This is a genomic window from Dokdonella koreensis DS-123 (assembly GCF_001632775.1).
GTDB lineage: Bacteria > Pseudomonadota > Gammaproteobacteria > Xanthomonadales > Rhodanobacteraceae > Dokdonella > Dokdonella koreensis.
Map to the genome: position 1 here is coordinate 241170 of NZ_CP015249.1, position 19810 is coordinate 260979.

General features: G+C 70.0%; 13 protein-coding genes. 6 read left to right on the plus strand and 7 right to left on the minus strand.

The genetic code is table 11. The features are described from left to right. Positions 1-31 precede the first annotated feature (31 nt). Together arsB and I596_RS00935 are read left to right on the plus strand one after the other, a co-directional pair. Entirely contained in the window at positions 32-1087 is a 1056-nt protein-coding gene (gene arsB / locus I596_RS00930; RefSeq protein ID WP_067642867.1) for an ACR3 family arsenite efflux transporter, read from the plus strand. Then, entirely contained in the window at positions 1084-1578 is a 495-nt protein-coding gene (locus I596_RS00935; protein WP_067642870.1) for an arsenate reductase ArsC, read from the plus strand. Before arsB ends, I596_RS00935 begins: the two co-directional genes overlap by 4 nt. 41 nt (positions 1579-1619) lie before the next feature. Here I596_RS00935 and I596_RS00940 read toward each other — a convergent pair whose 3' ends face one another. Both I596_RS00940 and I596_RS00945 read right to left on the minus strand, forming a co-directional pair. Further along, complete coding sequence (locus I596_RS00940; RefSeq protein WP_067642874.1) at positions 1620-5897, minus strand: hypothetical protein; 4278 nt, start codon at positions 5895-5897, stop codon at positions 1620-1622. 109 nt (positions 5898-6006) lie between these two features. Further along, positions 6007-6651, minus strand: coding sequence for a hypothetical protein (locus tag I596_RS00945; RefSeq protein WP_150131947.1), 645 nt, complete (start codon positions 6649-6651; stop codon positions 6007-6009). A gap of 457 nt (positions 6652-7108) precedes the next feature. Here I596_RS00945 and I596_RS00950 point away from each other — a divergent pair, with 457 nt between their 5' ends. Next, complete coding sequence (locus I596_RS00950; RefSeq protein ID WP_150131948.1) at positions 7109-8428, plus strand: TolB-like translocation protein; 1320 nt, start codon at positions 7109-7111, stop codon at positions 8426-8428. Positions 8429-8592: 164 nt separating this feature from the next. Here the strand turns inward: I596_RS00950 and trxC are convergent, their stop codons facing one another. The 5 genes from trxC to I596_RS00975 all read right to left on the minus strand — a co-directional run bounded on the left by trxC (position 8593) and on the right by I596_RS00975 (position 14491). After that, the gene (trxC, locus tag I596_RS00955; RefSeq protein WP_067642883.1) at positions 8593-9045 is read right to left on the minus strand and encodes a thioredoxin TrxC; all 453 of its coding nucleotides are present in this window, start codon (positions 9043-9045) and stop codon (positions 8593-8595) included. Between the two features lie 55 nt (positions 9046-9100). Further along, on the minus strand, positions 9101-11350 hold the full coding sequence (locus tag I596_RS00960; RefSeq protein WP_067642885.1) for a serine/threonine-protein kinase: 2250 nt from the start codon (positions 11348-11350) through the stop codon (positions 9101-9103). Next, a complete protein-coding gene (locus I596_RS18655) occupies positions 11347-11916 on the minus strand; it encodes an ECF-type sigma factor (RefSeq protein WP_190278955.1) in 570 nt (189 codons plus the stop codon). Before I596_RS18655 ends, I596_RS00960 begins: the two co-directional genes overlap by 4 nt. 18 nt (positions 11917-11934) lie before the next feature. Continuing rightward, complete coding sequence (locus I596_RS00970) at positions 11935-13326, minus strand: choice-of-anchor J domain-containing protein (protein ID WP_067642889.1); 1392 nt, start codon at positions 13324-13326, stop codon at positions 11935-11937. 97 nt (positions 13327-13423) lie between these two features. Further along, positions 13424-14491: a substrate-binding domain-containing protein gene (locus I596_RS00975; protein WP_067651231.1), complete on the minus strand. Its 1068-nt coding sequence runs from the start codon at positions 14489-14491 to the stop codon at positions 13424-13426. A 243-nt stretch (positions 14492-14734) separates the two neighbouring features. Between I596_RS00975 and I596_RS00980 the strand changes: the two genes are divergently transcribed. From I596_RS00980 to fdhF, 3 genes are read left to right on the plus strand one after another with little or no spacing between them, the layout of a single operon-like run. Then, positions 14735-15247, plus strand: a complete 513-nt coding sequence (locus tag I596_RS00980) for a formate dehydrogenase subunit gamma (protein WP_083965264.1) — start codon at positions 14735-14737, stop codon at positions 15245-15247. Continuing rightward, the gene (locus I596_RS00985; RefSeq protein WP_067642892.1) at positions 15244-16812 is read left to right on the plus strand and encodes a formate dehydrogenase beta subunit; all 1569 of its coding nucleotides are present in this window, start codon (positions 15244-15246) and stop codon (positions 16810-16812) included. The genes I596_RS00980 and I596_RS00985 overlap by 4 nt, the downstream gene beginning before the upstream one ends. 48 nt (positions 16813-16860) lie before the next feature. Continuing rightward, the gene (gene fdhF / locus I596_RS00990; RefSeq protein WP_067642895.1) at positions 16861-19806 is read left to right on the plus strand and encodes a formate dehydrogenase subunit alpha; all 2946 of its coding nucleotides are present in this window, start codon (positions 16861-16863) and stop codon (positions 19804-19806) included. The last annotated feature ends 4 nt before the right edge of the window (positions 19807-19810 follow it).

A 19810-nucleotide genomic window follows, 5' to 3' on the forward strand; every position in this document is an offset into this window, starting at 1 on the left:
GGCGGTCGCTCCGGCGCCGCTTTCGCGGCGGATGGGTGTGGTCGAGCGCCACCTGACCCTGTGGGTGGCGCTGTGCATCGTCGCCGGTACCGGCCTGGGGTACCTGTTTCCCGCCGCCTTCGCCGCCCTCGGCGCGATGGAAGCCGCCAAGGTCAACCTGCCGATCGCCGCCCTGGTCTGGCTGATGATCGTTCCGATGCTGCTGAAGATCGACTACGGCGCGATGAGCCGGGTCCGGCAGCACTGGCGGGGCATCGGCGTGACGGTGTTCGTGAACTGGGCCGTGAAGCCCTTCTCGATGGCCCTGCTGGGCTGGTTGTTCATCCGCCACGTGTTCGCCCCGTACCTGCCCGCCGACCAGCTCGACGCCTACCTCGCCGGCTTGATCCTGCTCGCGGCGGCGCCGTGCACGGCGATGGTCTTCGTCTGGAGCCACCTGTGCGACGGCGATCCGCAGTTCACGCTGAGCCAGGTGGCGCTGAACGACCTCGTCATGGTGGTGGCCTTCGCGCCGATCGTCGCGTTGCTGCTGGGGTTCTCCTCGATCACCGTGCCCTGGCCCACCCTGCTGACCTCGGTCGGGCTCTACATCGTGGCGCCGGTCCTGGTGGCCGCCGGCCTGCGCCGGCGGCTGCTGCGGCGGGGCGGCGAGGCCGCCGTGCAGGCCGTCCTGAAGCGCCTGGGGCCGTTGTCGCTCGCCGCGCTGCTGGTCACGCTGGTGTTGCTGTTCGGCTTCCAGGGCGGCCGGATCGTCGCGCAGCCGCTGGTCATCGCGATGCTGGCGGTACCGATCCTGATCCAGGTGTACTTCAACGCGGGCCTGTCGTACGGACTCAACCGCCGGCTGGGTGTCGCCCACTGCGTGGCGGGCCCTTCGGCCCTGATCGGGGCCAGCAACTTCTTCGAGCTCGCGGTGGCCACTGCCATCGGCCTGTTCGGCGTCCACTCCGGCGCCGCGCTCGCGACCGTGGTCGGCGTCCTGGTCGAGGTGCCGGTCATGTTGTCCGTCGTCCGCATCGTCAACGCGTCCAAGGGCTGGTACGAGCGCGCAGCCCCGTCCCCTTCTCCCTCCGAGGTGCCTCCATGAATCGCCGCTACAACCTGTTGTTCCTGTGCACCGGCAACTCGGCGCGCAGCATCCTGGCCGAGGCCGTGGCCAACCACCTGGGCAAGGACCGCTTCCGCGCCTACAGCGCCGGCAGCCTGCCGCGAGGCCAGGTCCATCCGATGGCCCTGCAGGTCCTGCGGGAAGCGGGCCTGCCGACCGACGGCCTGCGCAGCAAGGCCTGGGACGAGTTCGCCGTCCCCGGCGCGCCGGAAATGGACTTGGTGGTCACCGTCTGCGATCGGGCGGCCGGCGAGGTCTGCCCGATCTGGCCGGGACAGCCGATCACCGCGCACTGGGGCATCGAGGATCCGGCCGAGGCCGACGGCTCGCCCGAGCAGGTCCACAAGGCGTTCAGCACGGCGTTGCGCGTGCTCCAGCACCGCCTGTCGCTGCTGATGGCGCTGCCGGTCGAGGCGCTGGACCGCCTCGCCTTGGAAACCCGCGTGCGCCAGATCGGCCGCTCGGACTGAGGCGGTCCGCGCGACCGGTCCGGCATCAGCGGCGAAGCGGGCTATTCGCGGCTCTTGCGGAACACCTTGGTGCCGAAGAACAACAGCGAGATCGGCACGGCGATCCAGGCGTAGAGAGACACCAGCGACGCCAGCGCATCCATCCGGATCCGTGTGGACCGGCCGGTCCACGCGGGCAGCGCGATCGGCCGGTGCGCGGCCTTCCAATCCTCGTGGCTGAGCACGTCGATCACCGGCACGGTATGGCGCAGGGCCAGATAGAGCCCATCGACGGCGCTCCAGCTGTAGCCGAGAAGCACGGGAGTGAGCTGTTCACAGGATGGAACCGCCGGGTGCATCGGACCGGAGGCGGGAAGTGTGAGATCCGGCGGCAACAGGCTCCGGCAATCGCCCCCCGATGCTTGAATCAGGTCCGACGTCGGTGCGACGTTCTCGGACTGGGAAAACAGCACGGCAAGTACGGCAAAGCACAGCAGCAGCGGCAGCAGCGGACGCCAGGGGCGGGTCCCGTAGGACAGCGTCATGCACGACAGGCTGTCGAACGCCTTGCGCACGCGGCTCAGATGACGCCGCCCTTGCGTGCGCATCGCGCGATAGATCTCGTTGGCCGAAGCGTCCAGCCCCTGGTTGCGCAGGGACGACTCCACGGCGATCCAGACGCCGCGATCGACCGGCTCCATCTTCGAAAGCACGTCGATGTAGTCCTTGGCGGTGGGATCGGTCCAATGGGACGCCGCGTCCTGGTGCCCGAAGCACCAGCGCTCGACCTTGATGGCCGTGAGGTCGATCGTCGAGGGCGTCGGGCGGATGATCTCCAGGCGGCTCAGCTGCGCGCGCTCGAGAACCACGCTGGACTCCGCGTTGGTCAGGTTCTCGCCGGTCAGCGCCAGCTTGCTGGCCTTGACGGCGGAGAGGTCGAGCTGACCCTCGACGCGGGCATGGCTGCTTGCGGAAGCATCCGAACCCACGGCCTCCTGGACCAGCAGCAGGTCTCCCTTGATGTCGGCATCGCGCAGGTTCAGCCGGCCATTGCCGGTCGCCCAGATCGGCAGCTCCGATCCGCGACCCTTGGGCGCGTCCAGGAGCGTGCGCACGAACAGGCCGGTCAGGTTGACGTCGCCCTTGCAGAGGATCTTCTCGAAGTCCGCCTCGACGCACTGCGTCTGCAGGCCACGCTGGATACCCCGCGTCGTGGGCTGGTTCGACTCCAGGTTGAAGTCGATGTCGATCTCGCTGTCGGCCACGATCAGCCGGCCGAACACGCACAGGTCGCGCAGGTGCAGCGAGCCCTCGAAGCGGTTGGCCCGCAGGAGGACGTCACCGCCGACGATGCGCTCGGTCCTAGGGCGGGCACCGTGTTCTTCGTCTTCCAACTGGTCCAGGAAGCTGCGCACGGCCGGGATGCTGCGGTCGAGCTCTTCGTGATCGAGACGGAACGACTCGGCCAGGCTTCGATGCTCGGGCAGCGTGGTGAAATGGCCGCCTACGGTGGAGTTCTCGATCTGGATGCCGATCCGGTCGGGCTGGTCCAGCCAGCGGACGAACCGCTTGAACAGCATGCCCGGCAACCCGCCGACCCGGATCGAATGCAGCCTGACGTCATCCTCGACCGTTACGTTGCGCATGGCCAATCCGCGCATCCGGGTGGTCGCTACGTCGATGCGCCCATCCTTGCGCAGGACTAAGGCGGGTAGAACGTACAGGCAGCCGAGCGTGCCGGTGATGAACTCGAACCGCCCTTCGATCTCGGCGCCGGAAAGCTCGATGCCGCCGATCGTCGCGCCGGAGAAGACGATGTCGCCTCCACAGCGCAGCAGGTACTCCGACAGATACGCCGAGTTGCGCGAGCCGGTGCCGAAGAACCGGCGTATCGACGCAAAGGCGAGGTCGATGGTCTCGCCGACACGTGTCTGGGTGAACAGCACATCGCCGTCGATGTCGACTGCACGAAGCGTGAGGCGGCCACCGAGTTCGGCGCGGAAGAACCGAAGATACTTTCCGATCCTGGCATGACTGAGATCCACGTAACCGCGTCCGGCGACCGGTACCGCTTGGTCACCGAGGCGCAGGTGCGAGAAGCCCGCTTCCTCGCACACCAGGCTGCTGGCGGCGATTGCCTGCACGTCCAGGCAGGTACATCCCTCGGACGTGCCGTCGTCGATGGTGCCCTCCCCATCGTTGCCGAAGATGCACACCTGCCCCACGCGCGCGCTGCCGACGTCGATGAGCTGGTGGCACCACAATCCGGAAAACCGCAGGTCCCGGCCCACGCGCGCGCGCGGCAGGGTGATTGCACCGGTGACGAGCGTCCGGATCCAGTTCCCGGCGTTCTGGCGAGCGGCGCCGATCACCAGCGAGCCGCCTACCGAGATGCCAGAGAAGTCGATGTCGCATCGGTCCTGGACGAGCGCATTGGAGACGTTCTGGAACGACTCGGTGCCGCCTGCCTTCATCTGTGGCACGCGCCGGAACGCGGCGTCCGCGACCTGCTTGGCGAGCGTGCACGCGAGCACCTCCAGCTCGCCGCCGACGTCGGCCTGCACGGCACGCAGGCTTCCTTGCATCTGGCAATCGACGAATCGCACCGAGCCGGTGGCATTCACGCCGGAAAGATCGACGGCGACACCCGGCTGATCCGGAATGGGTTCGAAGATGCAGCCTTCGAAATGCACCGACGCCAGTTTCTTCCCCTGGAGGGACAGGCCGGAGCGGAAACGGCATCCCCGGAACACGCGGTCATGCGCCGGATTTGCCAGGCTCGCGATCGATGGGGCGCTGTCGAAGTCGTAGCCCTCGAAGATCTCCGCACCGTTCTCGATTCTGGGCGCACGCACGCGATCGGGCGGGGGCGCTGTCGGCGTTTCGTCCGATGGCGGACTGGCGACGGGTGGGGGCGCCGTGGCGCCGTTCCACACGCGATGAGGTGGTGCGCGAAGGCTCCGCACCTCCGGCGCGACAGGCGCCTGCAGCGCTTCGTCGTCGACCATGCCGATCTTGCCGCTCGGGCTCACCGCGAACTCCGCCCGGAACACGGTACTTCCGTAGATCAGTAGCGCTTCGCGCCGGAACGTGGCTTCTTCGGTGTCGGAGCCGGGATGTCGGCCGGTGTCGCGCATCCGCTCCAGCAGGCCGGAATCATCGATTGCGCTCGCCACCGATGCCGGCATCGCCTCGGTCAGCTCGATCCGGTGTAGTCGATCAGGCGCGAAGAAAGGACCTTCGTCACCTTCCACGGCCCAGCAGAAGAAGCGGATGTACGCCGCCACCCGGTCGCCGGCCGCATCGCCGGCCGCATCGCCGGCCTCATCTTGGGGTGCGGCAGGGTCGAGATCGATTTCCGTGCTTCCGTCGGCGAGCACGGCCTCGTTTGCGCCGTGGATCGGCGCGCTGCTCCCGTTGAGCCAATGGAACTCCCAACCCTTCCCGGTCTGTCGCAGGCGCCCCAGGCAATAGCCGGTCTGCGCCGTCCCGTCGGCATTGGCCACGATCGTTTCGAACAGCCGAAAGGTGCGGTAGAAGGGCAGCGGTATGGAGCGCACGATCACCTGCGATCGGTCTCGTTCTTCCTCGCCGATACCGAAACCGTCGAGCAGGTTCGCGTATGGCTCGGGTATCGCCTCGACCGACGGAGTGTCGTCGAGGCCACCGCGGGATCGTGCGGGGGGTATCCATTTTGTCGGCCAGGCATCGACGAAATGGGGCGTCGCCACGCGAGCGAGTGAAACGCCTCGGTGCACGGCTCGCGCATCGGCCGGTGCGATGCCTTCCACGGTTTCGCGCCAGCCGCTTTCGGGCTGCGCGAAGACGATGCCGCTTCCCGGTCGGACGAAGATGCGCGCGGATGCTGCGCGGGGTTTCTGCAGGTCTGCCTGGTCGAACAATTGCACTTGCACGGTGAAGCCGCCGTTCTCGGGGATGGCGGTGATGGCCTGGTCCGAAGGTCCGGCAAGGCTGAACCGGCGCTTGTGTCGACGATCGTGCAGGAACGCCAGTCGGAAGCGTACGTAGTCGGCTGCCTGGCGATCCGAGGACAGCACCAGCGGCGCCACGCGATCGATCCGCTCGATCGCGGTTCCCTGTGGATCGACGATCCAGGCCTGCGCGGCCGCCAGGTCGGCCACGCACCAGTAGGGGGGAGCATCGCCGGGATCATCGGCGCGTACCGCCAGCAGGACATATCCGGGATAGAACGGCAGCTGATGTGCCGCCTCGATCCGCGGATCGGAGACTTGCGGGTAGTAGCGCTGGATCTCGTGAGCGATGCGGCGGGTCTCGTCCTCGGCCAGATCGGCCGGTGCAAGGAAATCGAATCCTGTCACGGTGCCTCCCCCTGATTTGAAGCTGCCTGATGCGAGCCTACCGCCGGCGACACGCTTTCGCTGCGCCGGCGTCCTTCGATGCCGGCGCCGGCCCGGTGAGGGGCCAACCCTAGCGGCCCTGCAATGCCTTGGCCGATTTCTCCTCCTTCTTCCGGGCGTCCCTCTGTATCGCAATGAGCGCCCCCATCACGCTGCCCGCATGATGGTAGTCAATGATGTCGTTGAACGCCGAGATGGGCGGGTAGGAGGCCATGTCCTCGGACATGGCGGTGACTATCTCCAGTAGCTTCTCCTTGCGGTTGGCATCCATCTGCGCGATCAGGGCGGAGACGGTCTGGGCGAAGAGGTAGTTCTTGTCGTAGATGCCCTGGCTTCCGGTCACCAGGGCGATGCCCGCAAGGTAGTGGTCCTTGACGCCGGCGGATGTCGTCAACGTTCCCGCCACGGTCATCGCCAGCGTCAGGGTGTCGGCGATGCTCGATGCGTGCTTGCGGTTGGCGACGAAATCGTGCTTGAACTCCGAGTACCGGAGGTCCACGGCCGAGATCAGCCGGGTCACCAGTTCGTTGCGTTCTTCCTTGGTGTCGGTCGGCCCGAGTGCAGCGAGCCGCTCCAGTTCCTTCCCACTCTCGAAAGCGACGTAGGCCTGTTCCGGATTGAACGGCAGCTTGGGCGCTCCCCTGAATCCGGTGGCGCAGCCGCTGAAGCAGAGCGTTCCGAGCAAAGCCGACGCGACGACGGTTCTTGCGGTCATGACGCAATTCCCCTGGTGGTTGCCTGCCTTCTTCGCCGTGGCATGGCCACCGCCCGCGCTCGTGCACGGAACAGCGCGATGAACCCGCCAGCGACTCCCCTTGCGATCGACGGCGCCGATGCGCGTCGCGGCTACGGCCGGCGGTTGATGGCCGGCCTGTAGCGTCCCCGCGCCGACTATGGGTATCGATGGCTCGCCTGTCTGTAGGAAACGGGCTCTTGGGGGCGTAGGAAATTTCCTACGGACGACCCATGGCCAGGTCCGGCGCCTCGCCGGGCTTTTCGCCCTTGCCGCAGGTGCATCCGCGTCCCGCAACGGCAGCGCCGGCAGCCTGGGCGCAGGCACCCGGCCGGTAGGACGGGAGTGCCGGCCCGGTGCGCTGTCGCGCGCGTTGGGGTTTCCGCCGCCTTCCTGCGTAGCAGGTCTCCAGTAGAGATCATCTGCCCAGGAGCCGCTCGTGAACCCTCGCCTTCTCGTCGCCCGTCCGTACCAGGCCCTTGTGGCCCTGGCCGCCTGCACCGTCGCCCTGCCGGCCCCGGCGGTCGAGCGTATCAGCGTCTCGACCACCGGCGCGCAGGGCAATTCGCAGAGCCGCTTCCCGGTGATCTCGGGCAACGGCCGCTATGTCGCCTTCGCCAGCGATGCCAGCACCCTGGTCCCCGGTGATACCAACAACGCCACCGACGTCTTCGTAAGGGATCGCGTGCTGGGCACCACGACCCGCGTCAGCCTGACCGCCGCCGGTGCGCAGAGCGTGGGGGCCAGCAACTATCCGTCGATCTCCGGCGACGGTTCGCGGATCGCCTTCACCTCCTACGGTGGCCTGCTGCCCGACTCGGGCTTCCTCAACTGCTACCTGCTCGATCGCGCTGCCGGCACGGTGTCGATGATCGACCGCCGCCCCAGCGGCCAGCCGGCCACCACCGTCTGCCAGCCGCCGACGCTGAGCTACGACGGGCGCCGCGCCGCCTTCGGCAGCCGCGACAACGGCTTGGTCGCCGGCGACACCAACGGCTGGGCCGACGTCTTCATTCGCGACCTGCCGACCGCCACGACCTACCGTGTCGGCCTGGGGCCCGGCGGCGTGCAGGGCAACCAGGACGTCGACAACGTGCGTATCGCGGCCGGCGGCGATCACGCCATCTACACCAGCACCGCGAGCAACCTGGTGCCGGGCGATACCAACGGCGTGCGTGACGCCTTCGTGGCCGGCCTGGACGGTTCGACCCGCCGCATCAGCCTCGGGCCGGTGAGCACCCAGCCGAACGCCGAGGTCGGCAACATCGTGGCGACGAACTGGGACGGCAGCATCGTCGCGTTCTCCACCACCGCCTCGAACATGCCCGACTGGGCGCCGTTTGCCGAGAGCACGCTGTACGTGCGCCTGCCTGGCAGCGATACGACGGTCGCGATCAGCGTGCCGCTCTCCACGTCGCTGCCGCGCGAGGGCTTCAACGAGGAGCCGGACTTCTCGGCCACCGGCCAGTACCTGGTGTTCTATTCGACCGACCAGCTGATACCGGGGCCCGACGTGACCAGCGGCATCTACGTGGTGGACCTGGTCGAGGGCCTGATCGCACTGGTCAGCCTGCTGCCCAACGGCCAGCCGGCCGGCGGCAATGCCGGCCCGCCGCGCATCAGCGCCGACGGCAGCGGCATCGTGTGGTACTCGACCAGCGCGGACCTGGTGCCGGGCGATACCAACGGCACCTGGGACGTGTTCTACGCGCGCAATCCGCTGTATCCGGAGCAGATCTTCGCCACCGGCTTCGAGTGAGATCGGCCCGGCGCCGGCGCGCAACCAGCCGGCGGCGTCGCGGGACGCCGGCCGGCACCGGCACGCCCGGGCGCACGCGCCGGGTCATCACGCCGAAATCCTCGACCTGCGCCAGCGCCGGGCGGGTGGAGCCGGGCTCCCGCCCGGCGGCCGGGTTCCTCCAATCAGCCGGGAAGCTGCTGGCGTACCCACTGCACGATCGCCTGCGCCGGCAGCGCGCCGGCTTGGCGCGCGAGTTCGCGGCCGTGCAGGAAGACCGCCAGCGTAGGAATGCTGCGGATGCCGAAGCGTGCGCCCAGCGCCGGCTCCGCCTCGGTGTCGATCTTGGCCAGATGAACCTGCGGTTCCAGGATGGTCGCGGCCTGCGCGTAGGCCGGCGCCATCGTCCGGCACGGGCCGCACCACGGCGCCCAGAAATCGACGACCAGCGGCACATCGGCGCGCACTGCATGTGCGTCGAAATGCGCGGCAGCCAGGGCGAACGGCACGCCGGCGAACAGGGTGTCGCGGCAGCGCCCGCAGACCGGGCGGTCGCCGAGCCGCTGCGCCGGCACGCGGTTGACGGCATGGCAGTGCGGGCAGGCCACCTGCAGCGGCGCTGGATCGGTACGGCTCATCGGCGCGTTCTCCTGGACGGATGCGCCGCCCAGCGTAGCAGCGGCCGTGGCTGCGCTACGAGGCGAACGTGGCCAGTCCGGCCCGCACCGCCGCCGGCGCGCAGCGGCGTGACAGTTCCTGCAGGTCGCCCTGGACCGGTGCGGCCGGACCGGCGCTGTCCGCCCGTGCCTTTGCCTGGTCGCGTGCCGTCTGGGCCTGCGCCGTCTGGCCCAGCGCCAGCAGCGCGCAGGCGGTGCGGACGCCGAAGTCGCCGAAATCGACCACCTCGTTGCCGGTCATCGCCTGCTCCATCGCACGGTAGCGGGCCAGCGCGGCAGTGGCGTCGCCGCCGGCCAGATCCAGGTCGCCGAGCAGGCGCAGCAGCAGCGCGCGCTCGATATGGGTGCCCGCGGGCAGCGCATCGAACGTCTCCAGCACGGCCATCAGCCTCCGGCGTGCCGAGGCAGGGGCGCCGCGGCGGGCATCGAGGCGTGCCAGTGCCATCTCGGCCGACAGCGCGCGCGTCGAGCGGGGGCCGTCCAGCCGTATCAGCCGGGCGTGCGCATCGGCCAGCAGCACGCCGGCTTCGTCGATGCCGGCGGCGTCGCCGGCATCGGTCAGCAGGTCGGCCAGCAGGCGCTGGGCATGGATCGCGCTGGAATGATCGGGACCCGACAGCCGCCGGGCGCTGCCCAGGGCCTCGCGCGCGATGGCGAGCGCCTCGGCCATGCGTCCGGCCTGGCGCATCGGGACGGCCAGGTTCAACTGCAGGAAGTGGATCGTCGGCTCGTCCGGGCCAAGCCGGCGCGCCTGGCCGATCGCCTGTTCGAACAACGCGATCGAGTCAGCGATCCGGCGGTCGTGGAACGCCAGGCTGGCCAGCACGCCGATCAGGTCGGCGCGCGGCCGCGCATTCTCGATGCCCTCGCCGAGCGCCGGAAGCGCCTGCTCGATCACCGTGCGGGCATCGGCGATGCGGCCGAGATTGCGCAGCGCCACGGCGTGCAGCTGGATGCGGGCGTGGCGTTCGCCGTCCGGCAGCGTCGAGCCGTGCTCGGCGGCCAGCGCTGCGGCCCGCTCGAACAGCGGCAGCGCCGCCGTCGGGTTGTCCAGCGTGAGCAGGTAGACGCTGGCGAGCGCGGAGAGCAGCGGTTCCTGCAGCTCCGGTGCACCGGCCAGGTCGTTCATCGCGCGTGCCGCCCCGGCCGCGACCAGCGTCTCCACGTCGGGCGGACCGGTGCGCGGCTGGTCGGGGCCGGCGCCCCTGAAGACGTCGACCATGAAGCGGGCGATCTGCTGCGCGGTCCGGGCCTCGCGTTCGGCCTGCCGGCGGGCCTGGTCGACACGCCCCAGGTACCAGGCGTGGCTGGCCGCGAGCAGGGACGCCAGCAGCAGGCAGGCGCCGACCGACCAGGGATGGCGCAGCGTCAGCAGCCGCAGCCGCGTGCCGGCACCCGCGCGGCGCGCACTGACCGGGCGCAGGTCGAGCAAGGCGCGCAGGTCGGCGGCCAGCGCGTCCACGCTCGGGTAGCGGTCTTCGGGCCGTGGCGCCAGCGCCTTGGCGACGATCGCCGAAAGGTCCGCGTGTCGCCGTGCCGCCACCGGCAGGCCGGCGGTCAGCCGTGCCAGCAGCTGGCCGAGCTGGTGGATGTCGCTGGCGATGCCGGCCGGCTGGCCGTTGCGTTGTTCCGGGCTGGCGTAGCCCGGCGTGGACGCCGTTGCCGCCGGGTCGTCGCCGCACTCGGCGTCGAGCAGGCCGGCGATGCCGAAATCGAGCAGCCGCACCTCGCCCTGCGCCGTGACCAGCACGTTGGATGGCTTGAGGTCGCGATGGATCACCAGCTGCGAATGCGCATGGCCGATCGCCGCGCACACCTGCAATAGCAGCCTGATGCGCTCGCGGCAGCCGGCGGCGCGCGCCTCGCAGTAGGCGTCGATGCGCTGGCCCTCGACGTACTCCATCGCGAACCAGAGCAATTCGCCGCTGCGGCCGCCGGACACCAGGCGGGCGATGCACGGATGCTGCAGCCGCGCCAACGCCTGGCGCTCGCGTGCCAGCAGGATCTCGCCGCGGCTGCGATCGCTGCGCGAGCCGACCACCTTGAGAGCCACGCGCTGGCTGAAGTCGACGTCGCTGCGTTCGGCCAGGTAGACCGCGCCGAGGCCGCCGCGACCGATCTCGCGCAGCACCCGGAACGCGCCGACGCGCTGACCCGGCAGCAGCGCCAGGCGTTCGTCGAGCAGCAGGCGCTGCGCCAGGCTGCTGCGCAGCGCCGCGCCCGGCTCGAAGCGCAGGAAGCCGTCCAGCGGCGCGCCGGTGCTCATCGCGGCTCCAGCAACTGGGCCAGTTGCGCCCGCGCCTGGAACCACAGGCGCTGCACCGAGCGCAGCGAGACGCCGACGGCCTCCGCCGTCTCCACCTCGCTCATGCCGGCGAAGAACCGGCATTCGACGACCCGCACCAGGGCCTCGTTCTCGGCCGCGAGCGCATCGAGGGCCTGGTCGAGCGCGACGAAGCCCAGGCTCTCGGCATCGGCGCGCGCATCGAGCTCGCCCAGGTCCACGCGTTGCCATTCGCCGCCGCGCTTGATCGCCAGGCGCTCGCGCGCGTAGCTGCACATGACCTGGCGCATGATCTTGGCGCTGAGCGCGAAGAAGTGCCGGCGGCTTTCAGGTACGCCTTCGGCATGGCTGAAGCGCAGGTACCACTCGTTGAGAAGGCCGGTGGTGTTGAGCGTGGGTGCGCTGGCGTCGCGCGACAGCATGCGATGCGCCAGCCGCTTCAGGTCCCCGTAGGTGCATTGCAGCAGGTGCGCCCAGGCCTCGCGCTCGCCGTCACGCGCCTGCCGGAGCAGGCGCGTGATGTCCTCGTCGTGGGCGGAGGGATGCATCGCCGTCATCGGGCGCCTTCAGTCGGCCGCTGCCGGCCGCTGCGGTTCCTCGCGCAGGTGCACCGCCATGACCAGGCTGTTGCCGGTCTGGTAGGTGCCGACGGTGGACCAGTCGGTGGGCTCGCTCGGCATCACCTGGCACTGGCTGGCGACATAGCTCGGTGCCGACTGCGGCGCGCTGTTGGTGCCGATCAGGAACTCGAAGACGCCGCGCGGCAGCTCGATCTGCACGACCAGGTCGTGGGTGGTGGGGTTCTCGATCACGCCCGGCGTGCGCACGTTGCGCACGAACTGCACTTCGTTGCCGACCACTGCCATCTCGCCGCTGCCGATGGCGCTCATGTTGGCATACGTCAGCGGTGCGCCGCGCGGGATGCCGAACAGCGTCACCGGGAGCCGGCCGACCGTGCCGGCGCGGGCAATGCCGATGTCGACGCTGTCGACGACGATGCGCGCCTGCAGGCCGTGGTCGGCGGCCAGCGCGAAGCGGCGCAGGTAGAAGTTCGACTCGGCCACCAGGCCGCAGATGGCGTTCTCGGGAACCGGCTCGACGTCGGTCAGGTTCGCGTTCTGCGTGATCGCGACCGTGTCGCTGGCCGCGCCGGCGTCGAAGGCATCGCCGAACAGCGGATCATCCAGCGGGGCGCCGGGGAACGGGCAGTTGCCGGCGCCGGCCAGTTCCACCGAATCGAGCGCCACCAGCACGCCGTTGTTGACGCCGGGCCAGTAGCCGACGTTCGGCACGTGGTAGTGGAACGCGACCCGGCCCTCGCCGCTGGCCGGCAGGGTGACCTCGTAGCGCGTCCAGAACGTGGGATAGCCGTAGGCCGCCTGTGAACCGTCACCGCCCAGGGTCGGGTACAGCATCGGGTTGATCACCAGGAGCTCCTGCGTGAAGTCGCCCAGGTCGTCCGGCCCGCTGCCGACCGACGTGCACGGCCCGCTGTTGCAGGCGCGCACGTACAGGCGGTCGCCCAGTGGCATCGGCTGGTAGATCGACCGCGTCCAGAACGCCAGTCGCGCGCCCGGCTGGAACCGGATCTGCGGTGTCAGCGTCCACGCGCTGGCGGTGTGCTCCTCGCCGGCCACGCCGATCGCGTTGACCAGGATGCGCGAGAAGTCGGTGCCGCGATGGGCGCCGAAGGTGAAGAAATCCGCCACGCCACCCTCGGCGCCGATCGTGTCCCACAGCACGGTTGGCTCGAAGCCGTTCGGAACCCCTTCGCTCGTGTTGAAGCGGGTCCAGCCGCCGCTGGCGTAGAGCGTGGCGGTGTCCTCGAAATTCTCGGTGCAGGCGGCCGGCGCGAGCGGCTGCGCGGAAACCGGCATCGCGCCGATCGCCGCTGCGATCGACACGGCGGCCCAGGCGGCCAGCGTCAGGGCGGAACAGGTCACGGCGCGCGTCTTCATGCAAACCCCTCTCGTGGATGGTGGTGGCCCGCGCGATCGCGACGGGTCCTTCCCATCAATAGGCCGATTCCGGGAAAAACCCGCCAAGGGGCGCCGCTCAGGCCGGAAACGCCTCGGCCAGGGTCTGCACGCGGCCGCACAGGCTGGCGTCGTAGCCGGGCAGGCGGTCCAGCTCGGTGCGGAACGGCTCGCCGCGCAGCACCTCCACGATGCCGGCCAGCGGCGCGTGTGCCAGCAGGCTGCCGTCGCAGAGGAAGAAGTAGTGCTCGGACAGGATCGGGATGAAGTCCAGCCCGTAGCGCCGGGCCGGCGGTTCAAGGCCGAAGCCGGCGTCGGCCAGCCCGCTGGCGACATAGGCGGCCACCGCCGCATGGGTCAGTTCTTCCACGTCGCAGCCGTGGATGCGCGCGATGTCCAGGCCTTCGTGCGCCAGCAGCCGCTCCAGCAGCAGGCGCGTGCCCGAACCGGGCTGGCGATGGATGAAACGCAGGTCCGGCCGCAGCAGGTCGGCGAGCGCCCGCACACCCTTCGGGTTGCCCGGCGCCAGCACGATCCCCTGGCGGCGCACGGCCAGGTGGACCACCCGGTCGTGCTGCGGGTCCAGCCGCCCCGCATAGTGGGCCAGCAGCTCCTGCTGCATCGGCCCCACCGGCAGGTGCAGGCCGGCCAGGTCGCAGGCGCCGGCGCGCAATGCGGCCAGGGCATCGTCCGGGCTACGGTATTTCAGGTCCAGCGGCGTGCCGGCCTCGGCCAGGAAGCGACGCAGCGCTTCCACGCCGAACCCGTGCGAGGCGTGCATGCGCAGCGGCGCGGCCTGGTCGCTCAGCGTGCGTTCCAGCTCGATGCCGATCTCGGTCGCCAGGCTCTCGAGCATCGGCGACAGCCGGGCCGCGATGCGCCGGTCGGCCCAGACCAGGCGCTCGCCGAAGCCGGTCAACTGCGCACCGCGTCCGCGCACGGGCCGCAGCAGCGGCACCCCGAGCAGCGCCTGCGCCTGCTGCAGCAGGCCCCAGGCATAGCGGTAGGACAGCCCGCAGGCGCGGCAGGCCGCGGCCAGCGAGCCGGTGGCATGCACCGCCGCCAGCAGGCGGATCAGGTGGTCCGGCAGCGCCGCGCCCCCGTGGGTACGCAGCGACCACTCGGACCGGATGTCGATCTCGAACATGAAGCGCCCGCGCTCCGGCAAATAGGCTGTACAGAGCCTAATACTAGACCACGAAGCGATTGAATTGCGCGGCCAATGCGGTAATCTCGAAAACCCCGATAAGCTCTTCACAACATATATCGGGACCGACAGCCAGCCACCGGGAGGACCCATGGCCAGCACTGCCAGCCGCATCCGCGGGCCCCTCGCGCCGGATGCCCGATCGATCCACGCCGGTGTGCGCACCGGCCGGCAGGCGCGGCCATGAGCCTCGCCCCCGTCCCGGCCGCCGCGCCCGAGGCCGACCTGCCGCCTGCCGCCCGTGCCCACGTGATCGCCGTCGTCGAGCGGCTGCGCGCGTTGCCCGGCGCCCTGCTGCCGATCCTGCACGGTATCCAGGACGGGCTCGGCCACGTCCCCGCGGCCGCGGTGCCGATCGTCGCCCAGGCGCTCAATCTCAGCCGCGCCGAGGTGCACGGCGTCATCAGCTTCTACCACCACTTCCGCAGCGAGGCGCCCGGCCGCCACGTACTGCAGCTGTGCCGTGCCGAGGCCTGCCAGGCGATGGGCGCGCGCGAGCTGGAGCGCCATCTGCACGACCGGCTCGGCATCGGTTTCCACGAAACCACGGCCGACGGCACGTTGACGCTGGAGCCGGTCTACTGCCTCGGCAACTGCGCCTGTGCGCCCTCGGCGATGCTCGACGGCGACGTGCACGGACGGCTCGGCGTCGAGGCGATCGACCGCCTGCTCGCCACCTGCGAGGCGGACCGATGAACGCGCCCGTCACACCGGTGCGGGTCTACGTGCCGCTCGACACCAGCGCGCGCGCGGTCGGTGCGGACGCGGTCGCGCAGGCGATCAGCGCCGAGGCGCAGCGTCGCGGCCAGCCGGTCGTCGTGGTCCGCAACGGCTCGCGCGGCATGTTCTGGCTGGAGCCGCTGGTCGAGGTGCAGACGCCGGCCGGCCGCATCGCCTATGGGCCGGTCGCCGCCGAGGACGTCGCCGGCCTGTTCGACGCCGGCTTCCTCGCCGGTGCGGCGCACCGGCTGCGCCAGGGCCGCGTCGAGGACATCGCCTACTTCCGCGACCAGGAGCGCCTGTGCTTCGCGCGGATCGGCACGATCGACCCGCTCGACCTCGACGACTACCGCGCGCACGGCGGCTGGCAGGGCCTGGAGCAGGCGCTGGCGATGAGCAGCGGCGCGATCGTACAGGCCGTGCTCGATTCCGGCCTGCGCGGCCGCGGCGGCGCCGCCTTCCCGGCCGGCATCAAGTGGAAGACCGTGCTCGGTGCCGAGGCGGGCCAGAAATACATCGTATGCAACGCCGACGAGGGCGACTCGGGCACGTTCTCCGACCGCATGATCTTCGAGGGCGATCCGTACCGCCTGGTCGAGGGCATGGCGATCGCCGGCCTCGCGGTCGGCGCGACCCAGGGCTACGTCTACCTGCGCAGCGAGTACCCGCTGGCGTTCGCGCTGTTCCGCGAAGCGATCGACCGTGCCCGCGCGGCCGGCTGGATCGGTGCGGACATCCGCGGCAGCGGCCGCGCGTTCGAGCTCGACGTGCGCCTCGGTGCGGGCGCCTACGTCTGCGGCGAGGAAACCGCCCTGCTCGAGAGCCTGGAGGGCAAGCGCGGCCAGGTTCGCTTCAAGCCGCCGCTGCCGGCGCTCAAGGGCCTGTTCGGCCGGCCCACCGTCATCAACAACGTCATCACGCTGGCCTCGGTGCCGGACATCCTGGTGCACGGCGCCACGTGGTACCGCGACTACGGCGTCGGCCGCTCGCGCGGCACGCTGCCGCTGCAGCTCGGCGGCAACATCCGGCGCGGCGGCCTGGTCGAGAAGGCGTTCGGCCTGACGCTGCGCGAGCTGCTGTACGACTACGGCGGCGGCACGGCTAGCGGCCGGCCGATCCGCGCGGTCCAGGTCGGCGGTCCGCTCGGCGCCTACCTGCCCGAGTCGCAGTTCGACACGCCGATCGACTACGAGGCCTTCGCCGCGATCGGCGCGATGCTCGGCCACGGCGGCATCGTGGTGTTCGACGACCGCGTCGACATGGCCGAGCAGGCGCGCTTCGCGATGGAGTTCTGCGCGATCGAGTCCTGCGGCAAGTGCACGCCGTGCCGCATCGGCTCCACGCGCGGTGCCGAGGTCGTGGCGAAGATCCAGGCGGCGCGCGACGTGGAGGGCAACACGGCGCTGCTGCGCAGCCTCTGCGACACGATGCTCAACGGTTCGCTGTGCGCGCTCGGCGGGCTGACGCCGTATCCGGTGCTGAGCGCGCTCAACCATTTTCCCGAGGATTTCCAACCGCGCCAGCGTGCGCAGGTTGCCTAAGACGCGCCGGGCCGGCCGGGCCGGCGCGGATCAACGAGGTTTCACGCCATGCGTTCGATAGCCGAAGCCGACTACGGCACTCCCGCCATCCAGCTGCTGGATACCTTGAAGCCGGTCAGGCTGCAGATCGACGGCGTCGAGGTCAGCGTGCCGCCGGGCACCTCGGTGATGCGCGCCGCCGCCCTCGGCGGCATCGCGATCCCGAAGCTGTGTGCCACCGACACGCTGGAAGCCTTCGGCTCGTGCCGGCTGTGCCTGGTCGAGATCGAGGGCATGCGCGGCTATCCCGCCTCCTGCACGACGCCGGTCGCCGCCGGCATGAAGGTCACGACGCAGACCTCCAAGCTCGGCGAGATCCGCCGCGGCGTGATGGAGCTGTACATCTCCGATCATCCGCTGGACTGCCTGACCTGCCCGGCCAACGGCCACTGCGAGCTGCAGGACATGGCCGGCGTGGTCGGCCTGCGCGAGGTGCGCTACGGCTACGACGGCGCCAATCACGTGCAGGCGAGCATCCCGGCCGGCGGCAATCACGAGGCGGCGGTCCACGGCCGCACGGCGCACACGACGGCCAATCCCTTGTTCGCCGCGAAGGACGAATCCAATCCGTACTTCACGTTCGACCCGTCCAAGTGCATCGTCTGCTCGCGCTGCGTGCGCGCCTGCGAGGAGCAGCAGGGCACCTATGCGTTGACGATCCAGGGCCGCGGCTTCGATTCGAAGGTCAGCGCCGGCCAGGACCAGGCCTTCCTCGAATCCGAATGCGTGTCCTGCGGCGCCTGCGTGCAGGCCTGCCCGACCGCGACGCTGTCGGAGAAGTCGCTGATCGCGCTCGGCCAGGCCGAGCACAGCACGGTGACGACCTGCGCCTACTGCGGCGTGGGCTGCTCGTTCCGCGCCGAGATGAAGGGCGAGGAGGTCGTGCGCATGGTGCCCGACGTCGACGGCAAGGCCAACCACGGCCATTCCTGCGTCAAGGGCCGGTTCGCGTTCGGCTACGCGACGCATCCGGACCGCATCACCACGCCGATGATCCGCGAGAAGATCACCGATCCGTGGCGCGTGGTGTCCTGGGACGAGGCGATCGCGCACGCCGCGCGCGAATTCCGCCGCATCCAGGCCAGCTACGGCCGCGACGCCGTCGGCGGCATCACCTCCTCGCGCTGCACCAACGAGGAAACCTACCTCGTGCAGAAGCTGGTGCGCGCCGGCTTCGGCAACAACAACGTCGACACCTGCGCGCGCGTGTGCCACTCGCCGACCGGCTACGGCCTCAAGCAGACACTGGGCGAATCGGCCGGTACGCAGGATTTCGATTCGGTCATGACCTCGGACGTCATCATGGTCGTCGGTGCCAACCCCACCGACGGCCATCCGGTGTTCGGCTCGCAGATGAAGCGCCGCCTGCGCCAGGGCGCGCGCCTGATCGTCGTCGATCCGCGCCGCATCGACCTGGTGCGCACGCCGCACGTCCAGGCCGACTACCACCTGAAACTGCGGCCCGGCACCAATGTCGCGCTGCTGACCGCGCTCGCCCACGTCGTCGTCACCGAGCACCTGGTCGACGAGGCCTTCGTCGCGCTGCGCTGCGAGGGCGACGCGTTCGACAAGTGGCGGACCTTCGTGGCCGATCCGCGTCACTCCCCGGAAGTCAGCGAGGCCGACACCGGCGTGCCCGCCGCGCTGGTGCGCGGCGCCGCGCGCCTGTTCGCGACCGGCGGCAACGCCGCGATCTACTACGGCCTCGGCGTCACCGAGCACTCGCAGGGTTCCACCGCGGTCATGGCGATCGCCAACCTGGCGATGGCGACCGGCAACGTCGGCCGGCCCGGCGTCGGCGTCAATCCGCTGCGCGGGCAGAACAACGTGCAGGGATCGTGCGACATGGGCTCGTTCCCGCACGAGCTGCCGGGCTACCGCCACGTGTCCGATTCGTCCACGCGGGCGCAGTTCGAGGCCGCCTGGGGCGTGCCGCTGCACGAGGAGCCGGGGCTGCGCATCCCGAACATGTTCGAGGCCGCGCTCGACGGCGAGTTCAAGGGCCTCTACATCGAAGGCGAGGACATCGCGCAGAGCGATCCCAACACCCAGCACGTCACCGCCGCGCTGACGGCGATGGAGTGCATCGTCGTGCAGGACCTGTTCCTCAACGAGACCGCCAAGTTCGCGCACGTCTTCCTGCCGGGCTCCTCGTTCCTCGAGAAGGACGGCACCTTCACCAATGCCGAGCGGCGCATCTCGCGCGTGCGCCGCGTGATGAAGCCGCGCGGTGGCTACGCGGACTGGGAGGTCACCCAGCTGCTGGCCAATGCGCTCGGCTATCCGATGGACTACCGCCACCCGTCCGAGATCATGGACGAGATCGCACGGCTGACGCCGACGTTCCACGGCGTCAGCTACGCCAAGCTCGACCGCGAGGGCAGCGTGCAGTGGCCGTGCAACGAGGCCGCGCCGGACGGCACGCCGATCATGCACATCGACGCCTTCGTGCGCGGCAAGGGCAAGTTCATGCTGACCGAGTACGTGCCCACCGCCGAGAAGGTCAACGCCAAGTTCCCGCTGATCCTGACCACCGGCCGCATCCTCAGCCAGTACAACGTCGGTGCGCAGACGCGGCGCACGGCCAACAACACCTGGCACGCCGAGGACCGGCTGGAGATCCATCCGCACGACGCGGAGGAACGGGGCATCGTCGACGGCGACTGGGTCGGCATCGAGAGCCGTGCCGGGCAGACCGTGCTGCGCGCGACGATCAGCGACCGCATGCAGCCGGGCGTCGTCTACACGACGTTCCACTTCCCGTTCTCCGGCGCCAACGTCATCACCACCGAGAACTCCGACTGGGCCACCAACTGCCCGGAGTACAAGGTCACGGCGGTGGAGGTGACGCGCGTCAGCCAGCCGTCGGAATGGCAGCAGCGCTACCGCGCCTTCAGCGAGCGCCAGCAGACGCTGTTGCGCGAACGCCGCGAGGCGCCGGCCCCGGCGCCGTAGGGCC

Excerpts from the sequence above, each read along its gene's own strand:
- I596_RS00985 (WP_067642892.1), top strand. The coding sequence starts at position 15,244 with ATGAACGCGCCCGTCACACCGGTGCGGGTCTACGTGCCGCTCGACACC.
- I596_RS00935 (WP_067642870.1), top strand. The coding sequence starts at position 1,084 with ATGAATCGCCGCTACAACCTGTTGTTCCTGTGCACCGGCAACTCGGCG.
- arsB (WP_067642867.1), top strand. The coding sequence starts at position 32 with ATGGGTGTGGTCGAGCGCCACCTGACCCTGTGGGTGGCGCTGTGCATC.
- I596_RS00945 (WP_150131947.1), bottom strand. The coding sequence starts at position 6,651 with ATGACCGCAAGAACCGTCGTCGCGTCGGCTTTGCTCGGAACGCTCTGC.
- I596_RS00980 (WP_083965264.1), top strand. The coding sequence starts at position 14,735 with ATGAGCCTCGCCCCCGTCCCGGCCGCCGCGCCCGAGGCCGACCTGCCG.
- I596_RS18655 (WP_190278955.1), bottom strand. The coding sequence starts at position 11,916 with ATGCATCCCTCCGCCCACGACGAGGACATCACGCGCCTGCTCCGGCAG.
- I596_RS00975 (WP_067651231.1), bottom strand. The coding sequence starts at position 14,491 with ATGTTCGAGATCGACATCCGGTCCGAGTGGTCGCTGCGTACCCACGGG.
- fdhF (WP_067642895.1), top strand. The coding sequence starts at position 16,861 with ATGCGTTCGATAGCCGAAGCCGACTACGGCACTCCCGCCATCCAGCTG.
- I596_RS00970 (WP_067642889.1), bottom strand. The coding sequence starts at position 13,326 with ATGAAGACGCGCGCCGTGACCTGTTCCGCCCTGACGCTGGCCGCCTGG.
- I596_RS00960 (WP_067642885.1), bottom strand. The coding sequence starts at position 11,350 with ATGAGCACCGGCGCGCCGCTGGACGGCTTCCTGCGCTTCGAGCCGGGC.
- trxC (WP_067642883.1), bottom strand. The coding sequence starts at position 9,045 with ATGAGCCGTACCGATCCAGCGCCGCTGCAGGTGGCCTGCCCGCACTGC.